Origin of the sequence: Nocardia sp. NPDC004151 (assembly GCF_042874235.1) — a bacterium.
GTDB lineage: Bacteria > Actinomycetota > Actinomycetes > Mycobacteriales > Mycobacteriaceae > Nocardia.
The window spans coordinates 376,675-402,342 of record NZ_JBIAMR010000001.1; the positions used below are offsets into that span (position 1 = coordinate 376,675).

The following is a 25,668-nucleotide window of genomic DNA, read 5'->3' on the forward strand; positions in this document are numbered from 1 at the left end:
TCGGGTGGACGGTCGCGGCACACGGTATTCCCTTGTGCCTCACACCATGTCGCGACGGCGGACCAGCCAGATCGTGCCGCCCGCGAACAGCAGCACGTAGACGGCCAGCACGATCACGGACTCGCCGCGCGAGAGGATGTTCAGCACCCCCGGCGTGGCCGGGCCGCTCACCGTGCGCATCGCGCCCGCGAGTGAACCGGCGGCCGTACCCGGCAGGTGATCGGTGACCCCCTCGATCGGTGCGAGGATCGCGCCGACGCCGCGCAGCAGATTCTCCACCACCAGCACCCACACCAGGCCGAGACCGACCGCCAGCGCGGGACCCCGGGCAGCGGTCCCGATCAGTGCGCCCGCCAGCGTCCACATGCCCAGAATCGCCGCGCCCGAACCGATTCCGAGCAGCATCCGTCCCATGGACGGCAGCGCCAGGGACTGCCCCTGGGTGCTCGCGATGAGTGCCGCCACGCCGGTGTCGACCGCGAAGGCGACCAGCACCAGCGCGACCACCGTCAGCGCCAGGCTCGACACCACCGCGCCGATCACGGCCACCCGCGAAGGGCCCTGCGTGAGTGCGGTTTTCCAGCTGCCCCAGCCGTACCCGCTACCCGTCGCCAGCGCGCCCAGCACCAGCATGAGCGCGCCCCCGAACAGCGCCATGCCCTGCGTGAACACCTCCGGCACCGCGGCGGGCAGCATCTGCTGCAGGAGCACGTCGCGGGGCAGACCATTGGACATGCGCGTGCTGCTGCCGGTCGTGTAGGCCAGGTAGTTGAACAGGTAGGCGAAGGTGAGGTTCAGCAGGATCCAGGTGCCGAGCACGATCCAGAAGGCGGGCCACTTGCGCAGCCGCAGCAGTTCGGCTCGAGCGCTGGCCACCAGATCCGTGAACGCGCCACCGTGGTTCCCGTGTGCGCCGGGGTCGGTCATTTCGCTGTCTCCGTCATCTCGAAAAACACTTCTTCCAAGGACTTTTCGTCGCTGCGCAGCTCGACCAGGTCCGCGCCCGCCGCGATGACCGCGCGCGCCACCGCGGGGGCGTGCGCGGATCCCGCGTCGACGCGGATTCCGGCGGCGGTCAGCAGCGCGGATCGCTCCCCCACCGCGGCGCGCACGGCCTGGAACGCCACCTCCAAGGGCTCGGCACGGACGAGCAGGGACGCCTGGCCGCGCAGGTCCCGCACCGTCGATTCGGTGAGCAGGCGGCCGTCGGAGATGACGCCGACGCGATCGCAGATCTCCTGCACTTCGCTGAGCAGGTGACTGGACAGCACGACGGTGTGCCCGTCGGCGGCGAGTCCGGTGATGAGTTCCCGCATGTCGGCCATGCCCGCGGGATCCAGGCCATTGGTGGGTTCGTCGAGGATCAGCAGGTCGGGGTGGCCGAGCAGGGCGGCCGCGACACCGAGGCGCTGCTTCATGCCGAGCGAGTAGGTGCGGAACCTGTCCTTGCCGCGGGCGGAGAGGTCCACCCGGGCCAGGGCGTCGGCGACCGCGTCGTCGCCGACCCCCCGATAACGGGCCAGGACGCGCAGGTTGTCGCGGCCCGAGAGATAGGGGTAGAAGCCGGGGCCCTCGATGAGAACGCCCATGCGGCGCAGCGCATCCGGGTCGCCGGGCGCGCGGCCGAGCACGGTCGCGGCGCCGGAGTCCGGGCGGATGAGACCGGCCAGCATGCGCAGCGTGGTGGTCTTGCCCGCGCCGTTGGGGCCCAGGAACCCGTAGATCTCGCCGCGGCGCACGCTCATGCTGACCGCGTCCACGGCGGTGTGGGAGCCGTAGCGCTTGGTCAGCCGGTCGGTGACGGCGATCGCTTCGTTCATGGCTTACACGATCCGATTCCGGGGACGGAAAGTAATCCGTCCCGGCGCGTGATCGGGTGTACGTATCGAGACGTATTCGGGGGTCGTATCCGGACGTATTTCGGTGTGACACGGTGCCGCTGCCCGCCGACGGCGCTACGGTGCAGCTATGGACACACGCGGGGGAAGGCTGGGTCGGCGCGACGTGCTCCCGGCTCTGGCGGTGGGGGCGATACAGCTCGGCGCGGGCACGCTGGCCAATCACCATCAGAACGTGCCGCGCGCCCTCGACCTGCTCGGATACGTGCTGCTCGCGGTGGGTCCGGTGCTGCTTCTGCTGCGCCGGCGGTACCCGCTGGGGGTGTTCTACGGGACGATGGCCGTCACCGTCGCGTACCTACTGTTCGGTTATGGATACGGGCCGATCTTCGTATCGCTCGTCATCGCCTTCCTGACCGCCGCCGTACGCGGATCCCGTTGGTACACCTACCCGTTCGTCGCCGTCGGGTATCTGCTCATGGTGTGGCCGGTTCCCGGGTGGTGCGGGTACCGGACCAGCGCCTGGCAGGAATTCGGTTTGCTCGCTTGGCTTTTCCTGCTGGCGGCCGCGGCCGAGGGGCTGCGGCAGCGGCGCGTCGCCCTGATCGCGCGGCTGCAGCGCGCCGAAGCCGCGGCACGCGAGGAACAGGCCGAACGGCAGCGCGCCCGCGCCCAGCACGCCCTGGAATCGGCGGAGCGGGAACAGCGGGTCACCGAGGAGCGCCTGGCCATCGCGCGCGAACTGCACGACGTGCTGGCGCACAGCCTCTCGCTGATCAATGTGCAGTCCTCGGTCGCGCTGGAGTTGTTCGAGCGCAAGCCCGAACAGGCCGCCACCGCGCTGGCCGCCATCAAGACCGCCAGCAAGGACGCGCTCGGCGAGGTCAACGCCCTGCTGCGATCCATCCGCGGCGGCACCGCCACCGTCGCCGCCCCCACCACGCCCACCATCGGCATCACCGACCTCGAGAAACTCACCGGACCGGCCCGCGCCGCGGGACTCGAGGTGCACACCATGGTCACCGGCGGACCGCGCCGGCTGCCCGCCGTGGTCGACGTGGCCGCCGCCCGCATCGTGCAGGAGTCGCTCACCAATGTGGTGCGGCACGCGCCCGGCGCGAGCGTGCTTGTCACCGTGCACTATGCGGCCGAACGGCTGCAGCTCACCATCGACAACACCCGGCCCACCCGCCAGCCCGCGCCCCAGTCGCCGTCCGGCGGCCACGGCATCACCGGCATGACCGAACGCGCCCACGCGCTGGGCGGGCAGCTCTCCGCCGAACCCAAGGCCGACGGCGGATTCCGGGTCAAGGCGCGCCTGCCCACCCACCTGGCCCACCCCGAACCGGCTGCGTAACCTGGGAATTCGAGGAGGACCGATGCCGATCCGAGTGGTGATCGCCGACGACCAGGCGCTGGTGCGCGCGGGCTTCGTCGCCCTGCTCGGCGCCCAGGACGACATCGAGGTGGTGGGCGAGGCCGACCACGGCGGCCAGGCCGTCGACCTGGCCCGAACCCTGGTCCCCGACATCGTGCTCATGGACATCCGCATGCCGGTCCTGGACGGGCTGGCCGCCACCCGCGCCATCGCGGCCGACCCAGCCCTCGCGGCGGTGAAGGTCATCGTGCTCACCACCTTCGAACTCGACGAATACGTCTTCGAGGCGATGCGCGCCGGAGCCACCGGCTTCCTGGTCAAACACACCGAACCCGCCGACCTGGTCAAGGCCGTCCGGGTGGTCGCGGGCGGTGACGCCCTGCTCTCCCCCAGCGTCACCAAACGCCTGGTCGCGGAATTCGCCACCCACGCCAAACCCGCCCCCGCCGCCGCCTTCTCCGAACTCACCGACCGCGAACGCGAAGTCATGACCCTCGTCGCCGAGGGCCTCACCAACGCCGAGATCGCCGAACGCCTCTACCTCAGCCCCGCCACCGCCCGCACCCACGTCAGCCGCATCCTGGTCAAACTCGGCGCCCGCGACCGCACCCAACTGGTGGTCCTGGCCTACGAATCCGGCCTGGTCCGGCCCGGCTGGCAGTGATCAGAAGGTGCTCCAGTACTCCCCCACCGTGAAGCTCTGCACCACACCGCGTTTCATCTGCGGATCATCGGTGATCGTCACCATCTGACGCGACAGGTCCAGCTTCATGCCGTCCGCGGCGAGGAACTGCTGACTGTTGGCGGTGAAGGTGAAGAACTTGGCCTCGAACGGCTGCGCACGCAACTGCGGGACATCGGCGCGCAGCACCCGCGGACCACCGGGCTCCTCGCACACCGCCAGACGCTGCGTGGTCCCGAGCAGGGCGCCGATCAGCAGCACCGGGCGTTCACCATCTCCGCAGCGCGCGAAGGAATCCCGCCAGCCCTGCGCATCCGCGGCGGGCGGCAGGGCGCCGGAGGTGGCGGGAATCGACGGGGTCGCCGCGGCCGTCGTCGTCCCCGTCGGCGGCGTGGACGTCGCCGGTGACGCGGCATCGCTCCCCGAGCACGCCGCCGTCGACGCCAGGAGCGCGAGCCCGGTCAACACCGGAAAACAGGAACGAACCACGAACATCGGGGCAGGGTAGCAATCACGCGAACCTCCCCGAATCGGTCGGCGATTAGGTCGCCGCCGGGTACGCACCCGGACGTAGTCGAGAAGCCGACTCGAAGCGGATTCCCCGCCAGTAGAATCCGCGCATGCTCGAAGGCATGAGCATGAACTTCGGCATTGTCATCGCGCCCCGGTCAGGGGCCACGTGGATCCAAGCGGTACAGGCCGCCGAGCGGCAGGGTTACGGCACCGTGCTGCTGCCCGACACGCTCTACACGCCCTCGCCGTTCCCAGCGCTGGCCGCCGCGGCCGCCGTCACCACCACCCTGCGGCTCCGGCCCAACGTGCTGGCCGCGCCGATGCGGTCGGCAGCCGCCACCGTCCGCGAAACCGCTGCGCTGCAACTGCTTTCCGACGGCCGGTTCGAGCTCGGGCTCGGGACCGGACGGCCCGATGCGGCTGCCGAGGCCGAAAAGCTCGGTGTCGCTTTCGGTTCCGGGACTCAGCGGCGCGACCACCTGGTGGACGTCGTGCGGGCAGTCCGCGCGGAGGTCTCGCCCGTGCCGCCCATCGTCATCGCCGCGTCCGGCGCGCGCATGCTCGGCGCCTGCGCGGAGATCGCGGACCGCATCCACCTCGCCGTCGATCCGGCCGCCACCGAGGACGACCTGGCCGACATCGTCGCACAGGTCCGCGACCGCACCGACCGCCCGATCCCGTTCAGCCTGCAACTGGTCGCCATCGGCGAGATCCTGCCGCCGTATCTGAGCAAGTTCCGGGGCCTCAGCGTGGATCGGCTGCGCGCCGCCGGCGCGGCCGCCCTGCTGCCCGCCGATCCAGGCGCGGCGGCCGAACTGCTCGAGCGTCGCCGCGAGAAGCTCGGCATCGACGAAATCCTGGTGCCCGGCGAGCTCGCCGACGCGTTCGCACCGGTGATCGACCGCAGCCGCTGAACCTCAGCGCACCGGCTCGCCGATACCCAGCCGAATAGCCTGCTCCACCGGGGAATACGCGCCGTCCGGCCGGTCCAGGACACAGGGCTCGCGGGACAGCAGTGGGGGCTGTGCCAGGAATCTTGGGCGTCCGGTGCGATTGGGCTGGGCGGCGTGGATCAGGAACGGATGGCACAGGTAGACATCGCCCGCCGCGCCGGTGGCCAATGCCTCGGGGAGATCCCCCGTGGCGGTGTAGAAGTCGGCCAGGTCGAACATCGTGGTACCCGCCTCGCCGAACGATTCCAGCTCCCGGGCCAGACGCAGGTGCGAGCCCACACGGATGCGGGTCGGTGCGTCGTCGACGCCGATATCGGAGAAGAGGAACAGCATGAGCAGGCAGCGGCCCTGCGAGAAGACGTTCACCCGCCAGCTCAGATAGTCGTCGCGCGCGGCGTCGCCGGGGAAGCTGACATCCACATGCCAGCCGTCATCACCCGGCGGCTCCGGGCTGGGAAAGCGAATCGGCCAGCTGCCCAGGCTCCGGCGCGGGATCCAGCGGCCGGGGCCCGCCAGCTGGTCGTATGCCTCGACCAGGGGCGCGGCGGTGACCGCTCGGGTGAACGGCTCCTCGGCATGGTCCCAGAGCCGAATCACCGGCTGCGTCCAGGTCGCGGAATCGTCGGGGTCGCAACCGGTTTCGCGCCACAGAATCGACCGGCCCGCGGCAGCGGTCTCGGCCGAGAAGGCGCCGTCGATCTTCACGAAACCGTCGGCGATGAAGGAGGCGATCTGTGCGTCGGTGAGCATCGCATCCCAGCATCGGCCATACCGGAGTCGCGCCGCCACCGAATTTCGGCCCCGGACATGGCGGAAGCCCCGCCCTCCCGGAGGAGGAGCGGGGCTTCCGTTGTCTCGCTGAGCCTTACCGGCTACTCGCCGGAGGCGGCGGCCGGGGCCTCACCCGCGAGGGCGGCGACCGGCTTGTCCTCGGCGGCCGAGTCGGCCTTCTTGGTCAGCTTGGCCTTGGCGGCGAAGGTGAACTTCGCGTTCTCGCCCTGGCCTTCGCCGTCCCAGCCCTCGACGTCGACCACCACGACCTGACCGGCGCCCAGTTCGCCGAAGAGGATCTTCTCCGACAGCTGGTCCTCGATCTCGCGCTGAATGGTGCGACGCAGCGGGCGGGCGCCCAGGACCGGGTCGAAACCGCGCTTGGCGAGCAGGCTCTTGGCCTTCTCGGACAGCTCGATCTCCATGTCCTTGTTCCGCAGCTGGTTGGCGACGCGGCCGATCATCAGGTCGACCATCTGGATGATCTGGTCCTGAGTCAGCTGGTGGAACACGATCACGTCGTCGATACGGTTCAGGAACTCCGGGCGGAAGTGCTTCTTCAGCTCGTCGTTGACCTTCAGCTTCATCCGCTCGTAGTTCGAGCCCTCGGCGTTGGACTGGGCGAAGCCCAGGCCCACGGCCTTGGAGATGTCCGAGGTACCGAGGTTCGAGGTGAAGATCAGCACGGTGTTCTTGAAGTCGACCGTACGACCCTGACCGTCGGTCAGGCGACCGTCCTCCAGGACCTGCAACAGGGTGTTGTAGATCTCCTGGTGCGCCTTCTCGATCTCGTCGAACAGCACCACCGAGAACGGCTTGCGCCGCACCTTCTCGGTGAGCTGGCCGCCCTCCTCGTAGCCGACGTAGCCCGGAGGGGCACCGAACAGACGCGAGGCGGTGAAGCGGTCGTGGAACTCGCCCATGTCGATCTGGATGAGCGCGTCGTCCTCGCCGAACAGGAAGTTCGCCAGCGCCTTCGACAGCTCGGTCTTACCGACACCGGACGGACCGGCGAAGATGAACGAGCCCGACGGACGCTTCGGGTCCTTCAGACCGGCGCGGGTGCGGCGGATGGCCTTGGACACGGCCTTGACCGCGTCCTCCTGGCCGATGATCCGCTTGTGCAGCTCGTCCTCCATGCGGAGCAGACGGGTGGTCTCCTCCTCGGTGAGCTTGAACACCGGGATACCGGTCCAGTTCGCCAGGACTTCGGCGATCTGCTCGTCGTCGACCTCGGCCACGACGTCCAGATCACCGGAGCGCCACTGCTTTTCGCGCTCGGCCCGCTTGGCGACGAGCTGCTTCTCCTTATCGCGCAGACGCGCGGCCTTCTCGAAGTCCTGCGCGTCGATCGCGGACTCCTTCTCCCGGCGCGCCTCGGCGATCTTGTCGTCGAACTCGCGCAGGTCCGGCGGCGCGGTCATCCGGCGGATGCGCATGCGCGCGCCCGCCTCGTCGATGAGGTCGATCGCCTTGTCCGGCAGGAAGCGGTCGTTGATGTAGCGGTCGGCCAGCGTGGCCGCGGCGACGAGAGCGCCATCGGTGATGGAGACCCGGTGGTGCGCCTCGTAGCGGTCGCGCAGACCCTTGAGGATGTTGATGGTGTGCTCGACCGTCGGCTCGCCCACCTGGACCGGCTGGAACCGGCGCTCCAGGGCGGCGTCCTTCTCGATGTACTTGCGGTACTCGTCGAGGGTGGTGGCACCGATGGTCTGCAGCTCACCGCGAGCCAGCTTGGGCTTCAGGATCGAGGCCGCGTCGATCGCGCCCTCGGCCGCGCCCGCACCCACCAGGGTGTGCAGCTCGTCGATGAACAGGATGATGTCGCCGCGGGTGTTGATCTCCTTGAGCACCTTCTTCAGGCGCTCCTCGAAATCACCGCGGTAGCGGCTGCCCGCGACCAGGGAACCCAGGTCGAGGGTGTACAGCTGCTTGTCCTTCAGCGTCTCCGGCACCTCGCCGTTGACGATGGCCTGGGCGAGACCCTCCACGACGGCGGTCTTACCGACGCCGGGCTCGCCGATCAGGACCGGGTTGTTCTTGGTACGGCGGCTCAGCACCTGCATGACGCGCTCGATTTCCTTCGAGCGGCCGATGACCGGGTCGAGCTTGCCCTCGAGGGCGGCCTGGGTCAGGTTGCGGCCGAACTGGTCCAGCACCAGCGAGGTGGACGGGGTGCCCTGCTCGCCGCGCGAACCGGAACCCTCGACCGGCTCCTTGCCCTGGTACCCGGACAGCAGCTGGATGACCTGCTGACGGACGCGGTTGAGATCCGCGCCCAGCTTCACCAGCACCTGCGCCGCGACGCCCTCACCCTCGCGGATCAGGCCGAGCAGGATGTGCTCGGTGCCGATGTAGTTGTGGCCGAGCTGCAGCGCCTCACGCAACGACAGCTCGAGCACCTTCTTGGCACGCGGGGTGAAGGGGATGTGACCGGACGGCGCCTGCTGGCCCTGCCCGATGATCTCCTCGACCTGCGAACGCACACCCTCCAGCGAGATACCAAGGGACTCCAGCGACTTCGCCGCGACGCCCTCGCCCTCGTGGATCAGGCCCAGCAGGATGTGCTCGGTGCCGATGTAGTTGTGGTTGAGCATCCGGGCCTCTTCTTGGGCCAGGACAACGACCCGCCGCGCGCGGTCGGTGAACCTCTCGAACATCGCTCCCTCACTCTCCTGCTCCGCCATCACTGGCATCCGGCGCTTCAGACCCTGTGCTGCCCTTCTGGTCGCCAGCCTGCCATGAAGCCCTGGGGTTGCATCCCCCGACTCCACTCTAGTTGCCGGGGGTCACGCACGTCGTCCGTCCACCCTATTGCGAACCGGCGACAGTACGACTCATTCAGTCATAACGGGGCAGTTGCGCGGCTCGTTTCCGAACTCGCTACGCCCACAGCGAACAAGCCGGTCAGTCCGGGAAATCGAACGCGTCGGCTATCCGGTGAGCGGCGGGACGAACTCACACGGGACCGGCCGCGGATGCTCCGGATCGAGAGCGTTGAGCGCGATCATCGCCCCGCGGTGACTCCCCGCGATCGCGAGGTGGTCGGAGTAGTCGATCGGGCAACCGTCCTGCATGAAGAAGTTCGCGACGTTCGGACCGGGCACCAGACCGATCGTGTACGGCACGATCAGCTCGTCGTAGCGGGTGTCCAGGTTGGTGTAGGCCACGGTCGGGTCGTAGACGCCGTCGGCGTTCAGGGCCGTCATGAACGGATCCCCGCCCAGCATCTCCGAGCAGGCCGGGCACACGCCCATGCTGACCGCCGCGTCCACGGTCGCGGCGTCGATCCCCAGCCGCGCGGCGAAGGCCCGGACCATGGCCATGTTGTCGCCGTAGGTGCCGAGCCACGGCGCGGCGATGGCCACGAACTTGTCCACCTGACCCGAACCGCCGAGCCGCTTGATGAAGTACTGGCCGACGATATTGCCGGGATCGGCGAGCTCGTACGGAATACCCGCGAAGAAGTTGAAGCTGACCGGGTACTCGGCGCGAGCGGCACCGCTCGCGGCGATCCCCAGCATCGCCAGGATCAACAGCGAACCCGATGTTCCCCGCACCCTTGTCATCGTCCCTCCCGATGCCCCGAATCCCCAGGTGAACCGGCCGATCAGGCGCCCGTGAAGGGCGGGACGAACTCGCACGGGACCGGACGGGGATGCGCCGGATCCAGGGCGTTGAGCGTCATCATGGCCGCGCGGCGGCTGCCCGCGATGGCCATGTGATCGGAGAAGTCGAGTGCGCAGCCCTCCTGCATCAGGTCGTTGGTGACGTTCGCGCCCGGGACCAGGGCGATCGACGGCCACACCGCCTCGTCGAAATTGGAGGCCAGGTTGGTGTAGGTGACCGACGGATCGAACACGCCGTCGGCGTTCAGGGCGTTCATGAAGGAGGAGTTGCCGAGCATCTCCGGGCAGGCCTGGCAGATGACGCCCATGGTGGCCAGGTTGTCGATCTGGTCGGCGGTCGCGCCGAGCTGCTCGCCGAAGGCCCGGATCACGTTCATCTGATCGCCGAAGATGCCCAGCCACGGGGGCGCGATCGCGGCGAAGTGGTTGACCTTGCCGGCGCCGCCGAGCCGCTTGATGAAGTAGTTGCCGACGGTGTTGCCCTGCGAGTGGGCAACGAAGTCGACCTGGGCGGCACCGGTCGCCGACAGCACCCGGTTCACGAATGCGGCCAGCTGAGCGGCACTTTCGGGGATCGGCTTCATCCCGCCCAGCGCGTTCAAAGGCCACGGGACGTCGAGGGCGCCGTAGGTCAGGGCGTACACGCAGTAGCCCTCGTTGGCGAGCAGCGGGGCGTAGGCGCCCCAGTTGGTCTGCGCGCCGCCCGCGGTGCCGTGGATCAGCACCACCGGATCGGGGTGCGCGGCCGTGGGCTTGCAGGACCAGTCATTGGCGCCGGGGAGCGAGCCGCCCGGATTGAGCAGCTCGTTCGGGATACCGGCGAAGAAGCTGAATGTGACCGGGTATTCCGCGCGAGCCGTACCGCTCGCGGTGATACCTAATATCGCCAGCACCGCCATGATCAGCAGTGATCCTGGCGTTCCACGCATGGGCATCCTCTGCATGTTCCCTCCCAAATTAGAACGCGTTCTGACAACCTAGCCAGGAAACAAGCACGGAGGATGGATTACTGACGAGTAAGTTCTGAAACCGGTTTCACTACAGGAAAACGGCGATGGCCGGGACCCGCAGGCGGCTTGTGTTGCCGCACATCGGGTCCCGGCCACCGCCGGAAAAGCGTGCCGAATTACTGCCGGGCGGAGGGGAATCCGGGATGCGGGGCGTACTGCGGATACATCGGAGCCGCGGCCGGAGCCGACACCGACTTCTGATCCGCCTTGGCGTGCTGCATGCCCGCCACGAACAGGGCACCCGTCAGCACCAGGAAGGCCAGGGTGTGGATCACCGCGCGCACGACGTTCCAAGCCACCCAGGAGCTTTCGAACTGCGACCGCACCGCCGCCAGATCCGGGATCCGATCGACATCACCGGCATTGGCCAGCTGGTTGTTGAGCGGCACGTTCAGGCCGGAGGTCACCGCGAAGGCGATCACATTGAGCGCCAGCGCGACGCCGACCCAGATCAGCGTGGTGCGGGTGTCCTTGCCCAGGTGCAGGGCCGCGGCCAGCACGGTGAACCCGACCGAACCCATGAAGGCGAGCATGAACGGCGGGTTGATGATGACCACGTTGATCTTCTGCATGACGTCGACGAAGGTGCGGTCGTCGGACTGACCCAGAGCCGTCATCACCGAGGTCGCGTAGGCGAAGAAGATACCGGCGGTGAGGCCGGTGGTCAGCGTCGCCGCCACCAGCGCGGCCGTGCGAAGTGCGAACATCGATCTCTCCTGACTGGATCCGCCACCCGAACTCCCGGGCGATCAACTACATCCAGTCAACAGTCCGCGGCGCCGGAAACCCATGGCTCAGAAGCTCACCCCCATGCGCGCGGGTCCAGGGTCAGAGATCGCGCTCCGAGATGACGCCCGACTGCATGGCCAGGTTGGCGAGGCGGACGCGCTTCTGGTTCTGCGGCAGATCCTCGACACCGAACTTGGCGAACAGGGCGCGCAGATGGGTCTTGATGGCGTCGACGCTGAGGAAGAGTTCGGCCGCGATCTGCTGGTTCGAGGCGGGCGAGGCGAAGCCGTCGTTGCCGCGCAGGGGGCGGCAGAGCGCGATCAGCACCGACCGCTGCGTCTCGGTGAGCGAGCGGAGCGTGGGCAGCCCGCCGGTCGAGGTCTGCGTGACATCGCCTGCGGCACCGCTGAAGTCGTGGAAGGTGACCCGCGAGGTGCCCATCCGGATGACATCCCCCGGCTGCAATCGATGCCGCCCGACCAGGCGGTCACCGTTGACGAAGGTGCCGTTGCGGGACAGGCCGTCGTCCACGATGGTCCAGTGCGCGCCCAGGTACTCCGCGGTCGCGTGCAGGCGCGACACCTCGGCGTCCCAGAACAGCGACAGATCGGCCTGCGGGGAGCGGCCGATGGTGATCCGGGGCTGGTCGGAGGACAGCATCAACTCGTGCTGGCGTCCCTCTTGGTCCTTGACCCGGAGGAAGGAACCGTGGAAAGCGGTCACTGTGCCGATACCTCTTCTCTACACCCAGCCAGTGACGTCGTCTGCACGTTTCAATGGTGCCTGGCCACCCCGGGCAGTAGCAAGATCGCAGTTGATCCTCTGGTTATACGCAAAGCGTATGAATAAACCACTGCCGCCCGGGTCGCACGAACACCCGGACGGCAGTCGAATCGGCGACTAGCGGACACTAGTTCTTAGCGGCGGCCTTGTTGTAAGCCTCGGTGATGTCAGCGGAGATACGACCACGGGCGGACACCTTGTGTCCATTCCGGCGAGCCCATTCGCGAATGGCCGCGCTTTGTTCACGGTCGATCGAGACCCGGTTCTTCGGTCCCGCGGCCGGAGCGCCGGCCACCTTGGTGCGACGCCGTCCGCTCGTACGCCGAGCGGCCGAAACCCAAGTCTCCAGACCCTCCCGAAGCTTGGCCGCATTCGCCGTCGACAAGTCGATCTCGTACGAGACGCCATCGATAGCGAACTCGATGGTCTCGTCCGCGATGGACTCACCGTCGACATCGTCGATCAAGCTAACGGTGACCTTCTTTGCCATGAGATGAACGTCCTCTCGAAATCGTGCGACCCACATAGTCAGGCCGATTACCCGACGCCAGAATACCGCTAATTCCGATAGTCCCAGAACAGGGCCCGGAAATGCAATCCGGAGAACTAACGGGCGGCCGGCCGCACAATTGGAAAGAGTATCGTTTCCCGGATTCCGTGGCCAGTCAGGGCCATCAGCAAACGATCGATACCCATACCGGTTCCGGTAGTGGGGGGCATACCGTGCTCCATCGCGGCGAGGAAGTCCTCGTCCAGGCGCATGGCCTCGTCGTCACCGGCCGCCGCCAAACGCGCCTGATCCATGAAACGTTCCCGCTGGATCACCGGATCCACCAGTTCCGAATAGCCGGTGGCCAGTTCGAAGCCGCGCACGTACAGGTCCCACTTCTCGGTAACCCCGGGCTTGCTCCGATGCTGACGGGTCAGCGGCGAAGTCTCCACCGGGAAGTCGCGCACGAAAGTCGGGGCGTAGAGCTTGTCGCCGTAGACGTGCTCCCACAGTTCCTCGACCAGTTTGCCGTGACCGTAGCCCTTACCCTGCGGAATTTCCAGACCGACCCGATCCGCGAGCGCCAGCAATTCCTCCACGGAAGTTTCCGGGGTGACCTCGGTACCGATCTGCTCGGACAGCGACGGGTACATCTCGACGGTCGCCCACTCGCCGGACAGATCGTATTCGGTGCCGTCGGCCAGCGTCACCACCTGCGTGCCGTAGACCTCCTGCGCGACTTCCTGGATCAATTCGCGCATCATCACGGCGGAATCGTCGTAGGTGCCGTACGCCTCGTAGGTTTCCAGCATTGCGAACTCGGGCGAATGGGTGGAGTCCGCGCCCTCGTTGCGGAAGTTCCGGTTGATCTCGAAGACCTTCTCGATGCCGCCCACCACGCAACGCTTCAGGAACAGCTCCGGCGCGATGCGCAGGAACAGCTCCATGTCGAGCGCGTTGGAGTGGGTGGCGAACGGACGGGCCGCCGCGCCGCCGTGGATGGTCTGCAGCATCGGGGTCTCGACCTCGAGGAATCCCCTGCGCTCCAACGCGTTTCGCAGCGCGCGCACCGCGGCGACGCGGGTGCGGGCCATCTCACGCGCCTCGGGGCGCACGATCAGGTCGACATAGCGCTGCCGGACCCGGGACTCCTCGTTCATCTCCTTGTGCGCCACCGGCAGCGGGCGCAGCGACTTCGCCGCCATCTCCCAGGAGTCGGCCATGACGCTCAATTCGCCACTGCGCGAGGCGATCACCTCACCGTGCACGAATACGAAGTCACCCAGGTCGACATCGGCCTTCCAGGCCGCCAGCGACTCCGCGCCGACCCCGTTCAGGCTGATCATCGCCTGCAGCTTGGTGCCGTCGCCCTCCTGCAGGGTGGCGAAACACAACTTGCCGGTATTGCGGACGAAAATGACGCGACCCGCGATCCCGACCGTCTGACCGGTCTGGGTATCGGGCGCCAGCTCCGGGTGCGCCGCCCGAATTTCGGCGAGCGTGTGGGTGCGGTCCACCACCACCGGATAAGCCTCGCGCCCCTCCCCCAGCAACCGTTCCCGCTTCTCCTGGCGAATCCGCATCTGCTCGGGGACGTCATGCTCCACCGCGGGCGCCGCGGCACGCTTTTGCCCAGCGGAAACGGTGGTGCTTGCAGAAGAAGAAGAGGGAGGGGTGCTCACGGGTACCCAGCCTATCCTGCGGCGGAAACCTTTTTCACTCCCCCGCCTCCGTCGAAAGCTACAGCCACGCCAGGGTGGCGACCTCGCGTTCGAAGTGGGGCGCCGAGGCGGCGACGGTCAGCAGGCCGGCGGCCTTGAGCGCCTGATATCCGCCCTCCAGGTCGGTGGCGCGGCGCAGGCCGAGCTGCTGCAGGGAGGCGGCGGCCAGGCTGGAGGTGTAGCCCTCCGAGCAAACGACGATCCATTCCACGTCGTGGTGCTCGGCCATTGCCAAACGCGCGGAACTGGACGGATCCAAACGCCATTCCAGGACATTCCGCTCGATGACCAGCGCGCCCGGCAGGGTGCCCTCGCGCAGGCGCTGCGCCTGCGGGCGAATATCCACCAGAATCGCGCCGCGGGCGATGGCCTGCGGCAATTCGATCGGGAGCAGGCGACGCAGCTGCTGGCGCGCCTGGGCGAGCATGCCGTCGATCGTCAAGTGGGTCATTCGAGTTCGCCTTCGGGCTGGTCGGTGAGGACGGTACGGGTGCGCCGCAGGGTGCCGTGGCCGGTGACCTCGTAATAGGACATGGCCGTCAGCGGCGGCGAATAGGCGTGCACGCTCAGGGTCGGATTCAGTGGACCGGTGATGCCCGCCTCGGATGCTCCATCAATGGATTCAGCGGGGGCCCGCACCACGTCGTGCACCCAGCCGAGCGGGAAGGAGGCCTGGTCGCCGGCGGTGAGAGTGCGGCGGCGCAGGTCCCGGCCGTTCCAGCGGTATTCCGAGAGCGCGCCGGACAGCACGGTCAGCGCGCCCAGCGAGCCCGCGTGGTCGTGCAGTTCGGTGTACTTGCCCTCCACCCAGCTGATCAGCCAGACATCGACCTCGTCGTCCGCGACAAGCCTTGCGGCCCAGCGGTTCTCGGTGGGCCACAGACCGCCGTCGGGCAGCAGGTGATCGTAGCGGCCCTCCAGCACGTCCTGGGCGCCCTCATCGGTCAGGCGCAGCAGGTCGGCCGGACGCAGCCGGGTGGGCAGGGCGGAGGCGGTGGCGCGCTCGGTCACCTCGGGCAGCAGGCCCGACGTGGCGGCGGCACGCGAATCGACAGGTAAGGAAAGAACAGAGGAACGCATGAGCGCATCTCCAAGAAGTGTGAAAGTGGCCGGGGGCTATACGAAGCCTCGACGACCGTCGAGGCGAATCAGCCTCGACAACACTCCTGGGTGCTCACACGGAAAGACACGAGGGCGAGTTTAACAGCGGATCGCCGGGAATCACCAGGCCCCCGGCGACGACTGCGTCACTTTTATTCCACCCGGTCGGTTCAGGGGCGGGTACGGCGCGCCTGATTGCGCTCGTACACCAGCCGCAGGCCGTCCAGGGTCAGGTTCGGCTCGTGATGCTCGATGGTCTCCGACTCCGGCACGATCAGCGGCGCCGTCGCACCCGTCGCCACCACCGCCACATCGTCGCCGGAGAAGGCGTCTATATCGCGGATCCGGTCGATCAGGCCGTCCACCAGGCCCGCGAAACCGAAGATGGCGCCCGACTGCAGGCACTCCATGCTGTTCTTGCCCACCACCGACCGCGGCCGGGTCAATTCCGCGCGCCGCAGCGCACTGCGGGAGATCAGCGCCTCGGTGGAAATCTCCACACCCGGCGCGATACTGCCGCCCAGGAATTCGCCCTTCGCCGACACCAGGTCCACACAGATGGCGGTCCCGAAGTCCACCACGATGGCCGGAGATTGGAAACGGTGATATGCCGCAAGACAATTCACGATCCGGTCCGCGCCGACCTCTTTGGGATTGTCCACCAGCAACGGAATACCCGTGCGCACACCGGGTTCCACGAGCACATGCGGCACATGACCCCAATAGCGCGAGAGCATCTCGCGTAGCTCACGCAGCACCGGCGGCACCGTGGACAGCGCCGCGACACCCACCACCTGATCGGCGTCCGCGCCGATCAGGCCGCGCACCTGCAGCGCGAACTCGTCCGCGGTCAACAACGGATTGGTGTGCATCCGCCAGTGCCGGGCCAGCTTCGCGTGCTCCCCGCTGCCGGCGAACAGGCCCAGCTCGATGCTGGTGTTGCGGACGTCGATACAGAGCAGCATGCCCGCCCCGCCGCTCAGGCCATCGTGAGCGAACGCGGCGAGATCAGGTCCGAGCCCTCCGGGGCGTGCGCCGGATCGGTGCCCAGCTCGATCGGGCGATTGCGCTCATCGACGAAAACCACGTGCGGAGCGTAGTTCTCGAGCTCCTTCGCGTCCATCATGCCGTAGGCGATGAGGATCACCAGGTCGCCCGGGTGCACGAGATGCGCTGCCGCGCCGTTGATTCCGATCACGCCGGAACCGCGCTCACCGGCGATCACATAGGTCTCGAGGCGGGCCCCGTTGGTGATGTCGACAATGCTGACCTTCTCACCCTCGAGCAGGTCGGCGGCATCGAGCAGGTCCTGGTCCACGGTCACCGAACCCACATAGTGCAGATCGGCGTGAGTCACCGTGGCGCGGTGGATCTTCGACGTCATCATGGTGCGCAACATCGTCGTCGCCTTCCTACTGGGTCGCCTGGGCAGGCTGGTCGGGAACGGTGGGCAGGCCGTCGAGGGCCTGTCCGACGGGAACATGCATGTTGTCGATCAAGCGGGTGCTGCCGATCCGGGCCGCGACCAGCAGCCGGGCATTGCCGGTCGGCCACGCCTCGGAGAAATCTGAGCCGCGCAGGGTCAGGTAGTCGACCTCGATATCGGGCGCCGTATCCAGCACCGACTGCGCGGTCTCCAGCACGGCCTCCGGGCCACGGCCCGCCGCGTGCCGGCCGGCCAGCAGCGCGGCCGACAGGGTGGTGGCCAGCTCGCGCTCCTCGGGGTTCAGGAAGCGGTTGCGCGAGGACAGCGCCAGACCGTCGGCCTCGCGAATGGTGGCCGCGGGCACCACCTTCACGTCCATATTGAGATCCACCACCATCTGGCGGATCAGGGACAGCTGCTGGTAGTCCTTCTCACCGAAGAACGCCTCGTGCGGCTGACAGATATTGAGCAGCTTCGACACCACGGTCAGCACGCCGGAGAAATGACCCGGACGGGTAGCGCCCTCGAGGATGTCGCCGTACGGACCGGCCTGCACGGTGGTGCGGGGACCGAACGGGTACATGTCCTGCGCGCTCGGCGCGAAGACCAGCTCCACACCCTCGCCGCGCAGCAGCTCCACATCCGCGTCCAGGGTGCGCGGGTACTTGTCGAGATCCTCGTTCGCGCCGAACTGCAGCGGATTCACGAAGATCGACACGATCACGGTGGTGTTGGTGACCTTCGCCAGCCGCACCAGCTCCAGATGGCCCTCGTGCAGCGCGCCCATGGTCGGAACCAGCGCGACCCGGCGGCCCACCGAACGCAACGCCTTCACGACCTTGGTCATGACGGCCGGATCGCGGTGCACGGTCAGCTCGCCGCGCTTGTACGTTCCGATCAGCTTGGGGTCCATCAGTGTCCTTTCTCCGGCCGGTCGGGGGCCTCCGTGGTTACGTTTCGCTGCCGCCTCCGGCCCTGACCGCCCGGCCCGGGTCCTTCCAACAGATCGATGAGAGCGGGATTGGTGCGGGCGCGCTCGGCCGCGCGCAGCGACTGGGCCCGATAGCCGGCGGCCAGGCGCGGATCCAGCGCCTCGAAAGCCTCCAGGTGCGCGGCCACCGCGGCCACGTCACCGCGGGCGACGGGACCGGTCAACGCGGCCGGGCCGCGCCGCAGGGCATTGTCGAGAGCCGCCGAGGCCAGCGGGGCGAGCACGCGCTCGGCCAGGCCGTTCGGCTGATCGTCCACGATCTGCTGACCCAGCAGACCGGGACCGGACAGGGCCGCGCGCAGCGCCTCCACCGCGTCCACGATCAGGGTCACCAGATGGTTGCTGCCATGCGCCAGAGCCGCGTGATAGAGGGTGCGGTTCTCCTCCGCCACCCGCACCGGCTCGCCGCCCATCTCGATCACCAGCGACTGCGCGATGGCGTAGCCGATGTCGTCCGCGGCGGTCACGCCGAAGCAGGCGTTCGCCAGCCGGGCCACATCCTCGTCGTGCCCGGTGAACGTCATGGCCGGGTGAATCGCCAACGGCAACGCGCCCAGCTCGGTCAAGGGCGCCAGCACTCCGACACCGTTCGCACCCGAGGTGTGCACCACGATCGTGCCCGAGCGCACCGCGTGCGCGGCCGCCAATCCCGCGACCAGACCGGGCAACTCACTGTCCGGAACGGCGAGAACCAGCAGTTCACTGCGGGCCGCCACCTCCTCGGCCGGCAGGATGCGAGAATCCGGCAGGCGCGTGGTGGCACGCCGCACCGAGGCGTCCGAAATCGCGGACACCCCGAAAACGACATGGCCGGCACGCTCCAGTGCCACACCCAGTGCTGAGCCGACGCGTCCCGCCGAGACGATTCCCACCGTCAACCGTGCAGGCGCAGGATCGGTCCCGCAGACATCCTTGTCCGAGGTCACTTCGTCCTCTCGAAAGTCGTTCCAGTCCCGCCATGCGGGTACCGGACGTTACGAGAGCGAGAATATCGCCGCCGATTCGCCAGAGCTACCCAGTGTGGGATAGGCAACTCTCGCAACTCTCAGGGGCACGCCCCCGGCCCCCTCGGGACTCGCGGGGGCACGCCCCCACACCCCTATCGGAGCACCGCTCTAGTTGCTGCTCTCCGACTTCAGGTTGGCCATTATCTCGGCGACCGAGAGGCGCTGGGTGCCTTCGGGGTCGGCGCTGTCGTCGCGGCGACGGCGGCGGGAAGTGGCTCGGCCGACGGGGACGGCGGCGGCGGGCTCGGGGGCCAGGCGCGGGACCGGGGTGGCGGTGCCGCCGTTGCCGTTCCCGGTGGCGTGGCCGTTGGTGGCGGGTTCGGGCTCCGGAGTTTCGGCCGTGGCGGCGGGGGCCTCCGGCTCGGCGGCCGGGGGCTCGGGGGCCGGGTCGGCGGCACGTTCGGCCTCGTAGTCCTGGCGCATGGCGTCGGTGATGATCGAGGTTTCGGCGGTGACCGGGTCGTCGAAGGGGGTGGCGAAGGCCGGGGGCTCGGGGTGGGAGGGGTCGAATTTGGGGGCGATGCGGGCGCGCGGATCGTCCTCGTCCTCGGCCTGATCGGGCGACGACCACGGGTCCCAGGGGTCCGCGTTCGGCCAGTTATCGTTCGCCGCTTCCGGAGCCGTCACCGTGTCGCCACCCGGAAGTTCTTGGACGCGAACGGCATCGGCCCGCAGGGCGGGGCGCTCGGAGGGCAGGTCGCCGTCGAAGAGGCGCTGCAGGCTCTCGCGCAGGACCGTCAGTTCGGCGCGCAGCGCGGCCATTTCCGCGGCGTCCGCGCCGACCTCGTGGCGGACCCGGGTCTCCACGCCCAGCTCGTATTCGCGGCGGGCAGCAACCTCGCGTTCCAGCTGCAGTTGGTAGACCTTCTGGAGGTCGCCCACTTTCGCCTTGTCGACGGCCGCCTCCCTGCGATAACGGGTGGCGGCGAGGGCGCCGATGGCGGCCGCCCAGAGCGCCGCGACCAAGCCCACCCGGATCAGGTGGAGGTTGTCACTGAAGACCAGGAAAACGCTGGCAACCAGTCCGAGGAGAAGCAGAAAGCCGGTGAAGAACTTTCCCGCATCCTCCCGGCGGCGACGGGAAGCACTGCTACGGGAGGGTGAAACCATGTCCGCCAGCGTAGCGTGATCTTCCGGGCACGTCCTCGACCTTGGCGATGAAGAGCGTGATTCTGTTAGCTATGAAGTAGCTGCCTCGTCGGGCGGCTCGATGGGCGCGCGACAGCAATACTCCAGCCACAACGCCGCCCCGACCAGCGCGATACCGCTGACCAGACCCACCACCGTGCCCGGCGTATCCGCCGTCGCCGCGCGCAGATCCGAATGCATGGCCAGCCACACCAGGAAACCCAGCCAGATCCCGCCCACCAGCGAGCCCACCTGCGCCGACGCCTTGGCCAGCGCCACCGCGCGGGCCGCCGTGATCGGATGCAGCTGCCCCGAACCGGGACCGATCCCGTGATTGTCCTTACGCTGCCGGATCACGAAGGCCAGCACCACCTCCAGCAGCGCCACCGGCAGCAGCGACGCGCCCGAGAACACCGAGATCGGCGGGAAGCTGGAGTACGCCACATTGGTGGCGATCCACGCCACCACCGCGGCCAGCAGCACGTTCGCGCACAGATCGAGAATGCGAGTCGGCTTCACCGCGGCGTCCAGCCCAACGTCAACTCGGTGCGGCGCACGCCCAGCACCTCGGCGCCGTCCAAGGCGGACAGCCACTCTCGCAGCGAGCGCAGCGCCCCGGCCGCCTCCAGTTCCGCGTCCGGCTCCACCTCGAGCCACGGCACCAGCACGAACGCCCGGTGATGCGCCTGCGGGTGCGGCAGCGTCAGCACCGGATCCAGACTGCGCACCACGGTCCGGCCGTCGCGGCGGCGCTGCTCGGCGGACACCACGTCCACGTCGAGAGTGCGCGCGCCCCAGCGGACTTCCCGGACCCGGCCCGCCGCCTGCTCCAGCTCCTGGCCCAGGCGTAGCCAGTCCGAGGGCTCCAACGCCGGATCGTCGGCCACCAGGACGGCATTCAGGTAGTCCTGCTGCGGCACCCCGCCCCAGGGCGGCGTCGAGTACACCGACGAGACCGCCACCAGGCGCGGGCCCAGTGCCTCCACGACACTGCGCAGATGCGCCAGCCGGTCGCCGAGATTGGATCCGATGGACAGGACTACGCGGGTCACCGCTACTCCTCCGCTCCCTCAGGGTCTGCTGCGCGCCGGCGGGACGTGACTACTCGGACGTCTTCGAAGGTATGCGGAATCGGCGCGAAAGGCTTGTGCAGCACCACTTCCAGCGCCTGGATGCGGGAATCGGCCATCACCTCGTCGGCGATGTTCGAGACCACCGTCTCGATCAGGTCCTTCGGCTCGCCCGCCACGATGGCCACCACCTGCTCGGCGAGTTCGCCGTAGTGGATGGTGTCGGCGATGTCGTCGGATTTCGCGGCGGCCGAGAAGTCGGTCCACAGCGTGAGATCCACGACGAACTCCTGGCCGTCGCGCTTCTCGAAGTCGAACACCCCGTGGTGGCCGAAGACGCGCAGGCCGCGCAATTCGATCCGGTCCCCGCTCACTGCCGCTGCCCCGCTTCCCGCCGATACCGCTCCCGCAGCCGCCGCGCGGCCCGGGTGGTGGCGTCCACCACCGAAATCGCGTCCAGAGACGACCGCACGTCGTGCACTCGCACGCCCCACGCGCCGTGCTCGGCGGCCAGCGCGGAGATCGTGGCCGTGGCCACCTCGCGGCCGTCGGGCGGACGCGGGGTCTCGCCCTCGGCCAGCAGCGCGCCGAGGAAACGCTTGCGGGAGGCCCCGATCAGGATCGGGATCCCGGCGTCCATCATCTCGGTCATGCGATAGAACAAGCCGCCCAGCAACTCCCAGTTGTGGTCGGCGTTCTTGGCGAAGCCCAGACCCGGATCCAGCACCAGCTGTTCCGGGGCGACGCCGCCGGCGAGCGCGAACTCGACCTGGGCGTTGAGCTCCTCCCACACCTTCGACACCACGTCGTCGTACTGCTCGGCGGGCCCGGCGTGCCGGTAGTCCGCCTCGGCGCGCCAGTGCATGAGGATCCACGGAATCCCGGACTCCGCGACCACTTTCACCATGTTCGCGTCGGCGCGACCGCCGGATACATCGTTGACCATGGTCACACCCGCCGCGATCGCCGCCGCGGCCACATCGGACCGCATGGTGTCCACGCTGGTCGGCACACCCGCCGCGGCCAGCTCCCGGATCACCGGAACCACCCGCGCCGCTTCGGTTTCCGGATCGATCCGGATAGCGCCCGGCCGCGTCGACTCACCGCCGACATCGACGATGTCCGCGCCCATCTCGTACAGCTCGAGCCCGTGCGCCACCGCCAGACCCGGATCCAGGTAGCGGCCGCCATCGGAGAACGAATCGCTGGTGACGTTCACGACGCCCATGACCACGCACGAGCGGCCCCCACGAGGAACAACCAATTCGGCCCCCCGCGTACCGCTCTCGGCCATGGTCAGCCCGCTCACTTTCGGAGAATGAGGTCCAGGGCCTCGGCGCGCGAGGAGGCATTGCTCTGCAGCATGCCGCGCACGGCCGAGGTGGTGGTGGACGCGCCCGGCTTGCGGATGCCGCGCATCGCCATGCACAGGTGCTCGGCCTCGATCACCACGATCGCGCCGCGCGGATCCAGCTTCTCCATCACCGCGTCGGCGATCTGGGAGGTGAGCCGCTCCTGCACCTGCGGGCGCTTGGCGTAGAGGTCGACCAGACGGGCCAGCTTGGACAGACCGGTCACCCGGCCGTGCGGGCCGGGGATGTAGCCGACGTGCGCGACGCCGTGGAACGCCACCAGGTGGTGTTCACAGGTCGAGTACATGGGGATGTCACGCACCAGCACCAGTTCCTGGTGCCCTTCCTCGAAGGTGGTGTTGAGGACGTCGGACGGATTGGTGAACAAGCCCGCGAACATCTCGCGGTAGGCCCGGGCCACCCGGGCCGGGGTATCGGCGAGACCGGGACGGTCCGGGTCCTCGCCGACCGCGATCAGCAGTTCGCGGACAGCGGCCTCGGCACGCTCCTGATCGAACTGCCGACCGGTGTCGAGCGCGATCAGGCCGGATACGACACGATTGTTGGTGGCCGACAATCGACACCTCCTGTGTTGACTTGCCGCACATACAGACGCGGCCTGGACGCGGTCGCCGTGCCACTCGGGCGAGTCCCTTCGCGTCGGCAATCGCCCCGCGAACGAACTCGCCCGAGCCGGGCCGCGAACCCCTAGAGCGTATCGGGACCGCGGTCAGCGACGACCGTTCGGTCCGTCCCAACCGTTCTTCTCGTCCTCGTCATTCCCGGCGGCGGGCGACGCGGCCGGGGACTCCGGCTGCTGATAGCCCGGCTGGTACTGACCGCCCGGCTGATACCGCTGGTTACCCGCGGGCGCCCAGCCGCCGTACGCGCCGCGCGGCTGCGGGGCCTGACCCTCATCCTCCTGCGGCGGCCAGCCCGGCGCGGACCAGCCGGCCGGAGCGCCGTAGTCCGGACGCGAACCGTGCGTGGGCGTGCCATGGCGGGGGTAGGCCGGAGCCTGCGGCGCCACCGGGTAGCCCTGCGGCGCGGGGGCCGGATAGCCGCCGCCGTACTGCGGCTGCGCACCGGCGTAGGCCGGATCCGGGTACCCGTTGGCGGGCTGCGCCGCCGGGCGCGACTCCTCCTCCGGGAACGGCTCACCGCGCTCGGCGGCCAGCTCGCGCGGCGTCTTCACCGGCGGGCGGTCGGAGGGCTTGCGCTCACCGAAATCGTTGAAAGCCGTGATGCGCGGCCGCTTCTCGACGGTGGCGAGGATGGTCTCGAGGTCCTTGCGGTGCAGGGTCTCGCGTTCCAGCAGCGCGGTGGCCAGCGAGTCCAGCTCGTCGCGGTAGTCGTTGAGCACCGACCAGGCCTCGGTGTGCGCGGCCTCGATGAGGTTGCGCACCTCCTCGTCGATCTCGCGGGCCACCTCGTGCGAGTAGTCCGAACCCATGCCCATGGACCGGCCCAGGAACGGGTCGCCCTGCTCCTGGCCGTAGCGGACCGCGCCCAGGCGGGCGCTCATGCCGTACTCGGTCACCATGGCCTTCGCGGTCTTGGTGGCCTGGTCGATATCGGACGACGCACCCGTGGTCGGCTCGTGGAACACCAGTTCCTCGGCCGCGCGGCCACCCATGGCGAACACCAGGCGGGCGATCATCTCCGAGCGGGTCATCAGGCCCTTGTCGTCCTCGGGCACGGTCATGGCGTGGCCGCCGGTGCGGCCGCGAGCCAGGATGGTGACCTTGTAGACGGGCTCGATATCGGGCATCGCCCAGGCGGCCAGGGTGTGACCGGCCTCGTGGTAGGCGGTGATCTTCTTCTCGTGCTCGCTGATCACCCGCGACTTGCGGCGGGGGCCGCCGATGACGCGGTCGACCGACTCCTCCAGGGCCGCACCGGTGATCACGGTGCCGTGCACGCGCGCGGTGAGCAGCGCGGCCTCGTTGATGACGTTCGCCAGATCCGCGCCCGACATGCCGACGGTGCGCTTGGCCAGCCCGTCCAGGTCGGCTTCCGGTGAGATCGGCTTGCCCTTGGAGTGCACGGCCAGAATCGCGCGGCGGCCCTTGAGGTCCGGGTTGCCGACCGGGATCTGCCGGTCGAAACGACCCGGACGCAGCAACGCCGGGTCCAGGATGTCGGGCCGGTTGGTGGCCGCCATGATGATGACGCCGGTGCGCTCACCGAAGCCGTCCATCTCGACCAGCAGCTGGTTCAGGGTCTGTTCGCGCTCGTCGTGACCGCCGCCCAGGCCCGCGCCGCGCTGGCGGCCGACCGCGTCGATCTCGTCGACGAAGATGATGCAGGGGCTGTTCTGCTTGGCCTGATCGAACAGGTCACGCACGCGGGAGGCGCCGACACCGACGAACATCTCGACGAAGTCCGAACCGGAGATGGTGAAGAACGGCACGCCCGCCTCACCGGCAACGGCCTTGGCCAGCAACGTCTTTCCGGTGCCGGGCGGGCCGTAGAGCAGCACGCCCTTGGGGATCTTCGCGCCCAGCGCCTGGTAGCGCGCCGGCTGCTGCAGGAAGTCCTTGATCTCCTCGAGCTCTTCGATGGCCTCGTCGGCGCCCGCCACATCCTGGAACGTGGTCTTGGGCATGTCCTTCGACAGCAGCTTGGCCTTCGACTTGCCGAAGCCCATCATGCCGCCGCGGCCGCCGCCCTGCATGCGCGACATCACGAAGATGAACAGGCCCAGCAGGATCACCATGGGCAGCATGAAGAGCAGGATCTGGCTCAGCCACGAGTCCTGCTTGACCGAGGTGTTCACCTTGGCGCCGGAATCCTGTGCGGCCTTGAACATCTGCGCGGACACCTCACCGCCGCCCGGATACTTGGCGAGCAGCTTGGTCTCGCCCTTGGTCGCGTCGGTGGGATTCTTCAGCGTGATGCGCAGCTGCTGTTCTTTGTCGTCGATCTGAACCGATTCGACATTCTGCTTGTCCTGCAGCTGGGACAGCGCCACCGAAGTATCGACGCTATGCCAGCCGCGCGTGTCGTTGCTGAAATAGCTGACCAACCAGATCACGAGCAGAAAGCCCGCGACTATGGCCAGGTTGCGGAACACATTCTTGCGGGTCATAGAGC

Annotated in this window: 27 protein-coding genes; 3 read left to right on the forward strand and 24 right to left on the reverse strand. The window is 68.4% G+C overall.

What is annotated here, in order from left to right:
- Window positions 1-39: 39 nt before the first annotated feature.
- Both ACFYTS_RS01690 and ACFYTS_RS01695 read right to left on the reverse strand, forming a co-directional pair.
- Window positions 40-927: an ABC transporter permease gene (locus ACFYTS_RS01690; protein ID WP_357275731.1), complete on the reverse strand. Its 888-nt coding sequence runs from the start codon at window positions 925-927 to the stop codon at window positions 40-42.
- Window positions 924-1,820 carry an ABC transporter ATP-binding protein gene (locus tag ACFYTS_RS01695; protein WP_357275729.1) on the reverse strand — a complete coding sequence of 299 codons (897 nt, stop codon included), beginning with the start codon at window positions 1,818-1,820 and terminating at the stop codon, window positions 924-926. Before ACFYTS_RS01695 ends, ACFYTS_RS01690 begins: the two co-directional genes overlap by 4 nt.
- A gap of 148 nt (window positions 1,821-1,968) precedes the next feature.
- Between ACFYTS_RS01695 and ACFYTS_RS01700 the strand changes: the two genes are divergently transcribed.
- Entirely contained in the window at window positions 1,969-3,195 is a 1,227-nt protein-coding gene (locus ACFYTS_RS01700) for a sensor histidine kinase (protein ID WP_387300602.1), read from the forward strand.
- A 22-nt stretch (window positions 3,196-3,217) separates the two neighbouring features.
- The gene (locus ACFYTS_RS01705; protein ID WP_387300604.1) at window positions 3,218-3,880 is read left to right on the forward strand and encodes a response regulator; all 663 of its coding nucleotides are present in this window, start codon (window positions 3,218-3,220) and stop codon (window positions 3,878-3,880) included.
- Here the strand turns inward: ACFYTS_RS01705 and ACFYTS_RS01710 are convergent, their stop codons facing one another.
- Window positions 3,881-4,393: a hypothetical protein gene (locus tag ACFYTS_RS01710; protein ID WP_387300606.1), complete on the reverse strand. Its 513-nt coding sequence runs from the start codon at window positions 4,391-4,393 to the stop codon at window positions 3,881-3,883.
- A 125-nt stretch (window positions 4,394-4,518) separates the two neighbouring features.
- On the opposite strand from ACFYTS_RS01710, the gene ACFYTS_RS01715 reads away from it, so the two are divergent.
- A complete protein-coding gene (locus ACFYTS_RS01715) occupies window positions 4,519-5,325 on the forward strand; it encodes an LLM class flavin-dependent oxidoreductase (RefSeq protein ID WP_387300608.1) in 807 nt (268 codons plus the stop codon).
- 3 nt (window positions 5,326-5,328) lie between these two features.
- Here the strand turns inward: ACFYTS_RS01715 and ACFYTS_RS01720 are convergent, their stop codons facing one another.
- From ACFYTS_RS01720 to ftsH, 21 genes are all read right to left on the reverse strand, one after another.
- Window positions 5,329-6,114 carry a phytanoyl-CoA dioxygenase family protein gene (locus ACFYTS_RS01720; RefSeq protein ID WP_387300610.1) on the reverse strand — a complete coding sequence of 262 codons (786 nt, stop codon included), beginning with the start codon at window positions 6,112-6,114 and terminating at the stop codon, window positions 5,329-5,331.
- Between the two features lie 122 nt (window positions 6,115-6,236).
- On the reverse strand, window positions 6,237-8,795 hold the full coding sequence (locus tag ACFYTS_RS01725; RefSeq protein ID WP_357275715.1) for an ATP-dependent Clp protease ATP-binding subunit: 2,559 nt from the start codon (window positions 8,793-8,795) through the stop codon (window positions 6,237-6,239).
- Window positions 8,796-9,068: 273 nt separating this feature from the next.
- On the reverse strand, window positions 9,069-9,695 hold the full coding sequence (locus tag ACFYTS_RS01730; protein ID WP_387300613.1) for a hypothetical protein: 627 nt from the start codon (window positions 9,693-9,695) through the stop codon (window positions 9,069-9,071).
- A gap of 50 nt (window positions 9,696-9,745) precedes the next feature.
- A complete protein-coding gene (locus tag ACFYTS_RS01735) occupies window positions 9,746-10,693 on the reverse strand; it encodes an esterase/lipase family protein (protein WP_387300615.1) in 948 nt (315 codons plus the stop codon).
- Between the two features lie 197 nt (window positions 10,694-10,890).
- Window positions 10,891-11,481: a DUF1772 domain-containing protein gene (locus tag ACFYTS_RS01740; protein WP_387300617.1), complete on the reverse strand. Its 591-nt coding sequence runs from the start codon at window positions 11,479-11,481 to the stop codon at window positions 10,891-10,893.
- A gap of 121 nt (window positions 11,482-11,602) precedes the next feature.
- Complete coding sequence (locus tag ACFYTS_RS01745) at window positions 11,603-12,226, reverse strand: FHA domain-containing protein (RefSeq protein ID WP_379106162.1); 624 nt, start codon at window positions 12,224-12,226, stop codon at window positions 11,603-11,605.
- Between the two features lie 187 nt (window positions 12,227-12,413).
- Window positions 12,414-12,776, reverse strand: coding sequence for an Lsr2 family protein (locus tag ACFYTS_RS01750; RefSeq protein ID WP_357087475.1), 363 nt, complete (start codon window positions 12,774-12,776; stop codon window positions 12,414-12,416).
- Between the two features lie 116 nt (window positions 12,777-12,892).
- Window positions 12,893-14,359 carry a lysine--tRNA ligase gene (gene lysS, locus ACFYTS_RS01755; protein ID WP_357275961.1) on the reverse strand — a complete coding sequence of 489 codons (1,467 nt, stop codon included), beginning with the start codon at window positions 14,357-14,359 and terminating at the stop codon, window positions 12,893-12,895.
- Between the two features lie 157 nt (window positions 14,360-14,516).
- A complete protein-coding gene (locus ACFYTS_RS01760; protein ID WP_357275706.1) occupies window positions 14,517-14,948 on the reverse strand; it encodes a rhodanese-like domain-containing protein in 432 nt (143 codons plus the stop codon).
- Window positions 14,945-15,577, reverse strand: a complete 633-nt coding sequence (locus ACFYTS_RS01765; RefSeq protein ID WP_357275704.1) for a cysteine dioxygenase — start codon at window positions 15,575-15,577, stop codon at window positions 14,945-14,947. Before ACFYTS_RS01765 ends, ACFYTS_RS01760 begins: the two co-directional genes overlap by 4 nt.
- Before the next feature lie 191 nt (window positions 15,578-15,768).
- A complete protein-coding gene (locus tag ACFYTS_RS01770) occupies window positions 15,769-16,563 on the reverse strand; it encodes a type III pantothenate kinase (RefSeq protein ID WP_387300620.1) in 795 nt (264 codons plus the stop codon).
- Between the two features lie 14 nt (window positions 16,564-16,577).
- Complete coding sequence (gene panD / locus ACFYTS_RS01775; RefSeq protein WP_357087483.1) at window positions 16,578-16,997, reverse strand: aspartate 1-decarboxylase; 420 nt, start codon at window positions 16,995-16,997, stop codon at window positions 16,578-16,580.
- A gap of 13 nt (window positions 16,998-17,010) precedes the next feature.
- Window positions 17,011-17,937, reverse strand: a complete 927-nt coding sequence (gene panC, locus ACFYTS_RS01780; protein ID WP_387300622.1) for a pantoate--beta-alanine ligase — start codon at window positions 17,935-17,937, stop codon at window positions 17,011-17,013.
- On the reverse strand, window positions 17,937-18,941 hold the full coding sequence (locus ACFYTS_RS01785; RefSeq protein ID WP_357275699.1) for a DUF2520 domain-containing protein: 1,005 nt from the start codon (window positions 18,939-18,941) through the stop codon (window positions 17,937-17,939). The genes panC and ACFYTS_RS01785 overlap by 1 nt, the downstream gene beginning before the upstream one ends.
- 189 nt (window positions 18,942-19,130) lie before the next feature.
- The gene (locus tag ACFYTS_RS01790) at window positions 19,131-20,132 is read right to left on the reverse strand and encodes a DUF6779 domain-containing protein (protein WP_357275697.1); all 1,002 of its coding nucleotides are present in this window, start codon (window positions 20,130-20,132) and stop codon (window positions 19,131-19,133) included.
- A 69-nt stretch (window positions 20,133-20,201) separates the two neighbouring features.
- Window positions 20,202-20,669: a DUF3180 domain-containing protein gene (locus ACFYTS_RS01795; protein WP_357275695.1), complete on the reverse strand. Its 468-nt coding sequence runs from the start codon at window positions 20,667-20,669 to the stop codon at window positions 20,202-20,204.
- Window positions 20,666-21,202 (reverse strand): 2-amino-4-hydroxy-6-hydroxymethyldihydropteridine diphosphokinase, encoded by a 537-nt coding sequence (folK, locus tag ACFYTS_RS01800; protein WP_357275692.1) that lies wholly within the window; start codon window positions 21,200-21,202, stop codon window positions 20,666-20,668. Before folK ends, ACFYTS_RS01795 begins: the two co-directional genes overlap by 4 nt.
- Before the next feature lie 2 nt (window positions 21,203-21,204).
- Window positions 21,205-21,594 (reverse strand): dihydroneopterin aldolase, encoded by a 390-nt coding sequence (gene folB / locus ACFYTS_RS01805; protein ID WP_357087499.1) that lies wholly within the window; start codon window positions 21,592-21,594, stop codon window positions 21,205-21,207.
- A complete protein-coding gene (gene folP, locus ACFYTS_RS01810; RefSeq protein WP_387301070.1) occupies window positions 21,591-22,448 on the reverse strand; it encodes a dihydropteroate synthase in 858 nt (285 codons plus the stop codon). The genes folB and folP overlap by 4 nt, the downstream gene beginning before the upstream one ends.
- Before the next feature lie 77 nt (window positions 22,449-22,525).
- Window positions 22,526-23,149: a GTP cyclohydrolase I FolE gene (folE, locus tag ACFYTS_RS01815; protein ID WP_387300625.1), complete on the reverse strand. Its 624-nt coding sequence runs from the start codon at window positions 23,147-23,149 to the stop codon at window positions 22,526-22,528.
- Between the two features lie 153 nt (window positions 23,150-23,302).
- Window positions 23,303-25,663, reverse strand: coding sequence for an ATP-dependent zinc metalloprotease FtsH (gene ftsH / locus ACFYTS_RS01820; RefSeq protein WP_357275685.1), 2,361 nt, complete (start codon window positions 25,661-25,663; stop codon window positions 23,303-23,305).
- Between the last annotated feature and the right edge of the window lie 5 nt (window positions 25,664-25,668).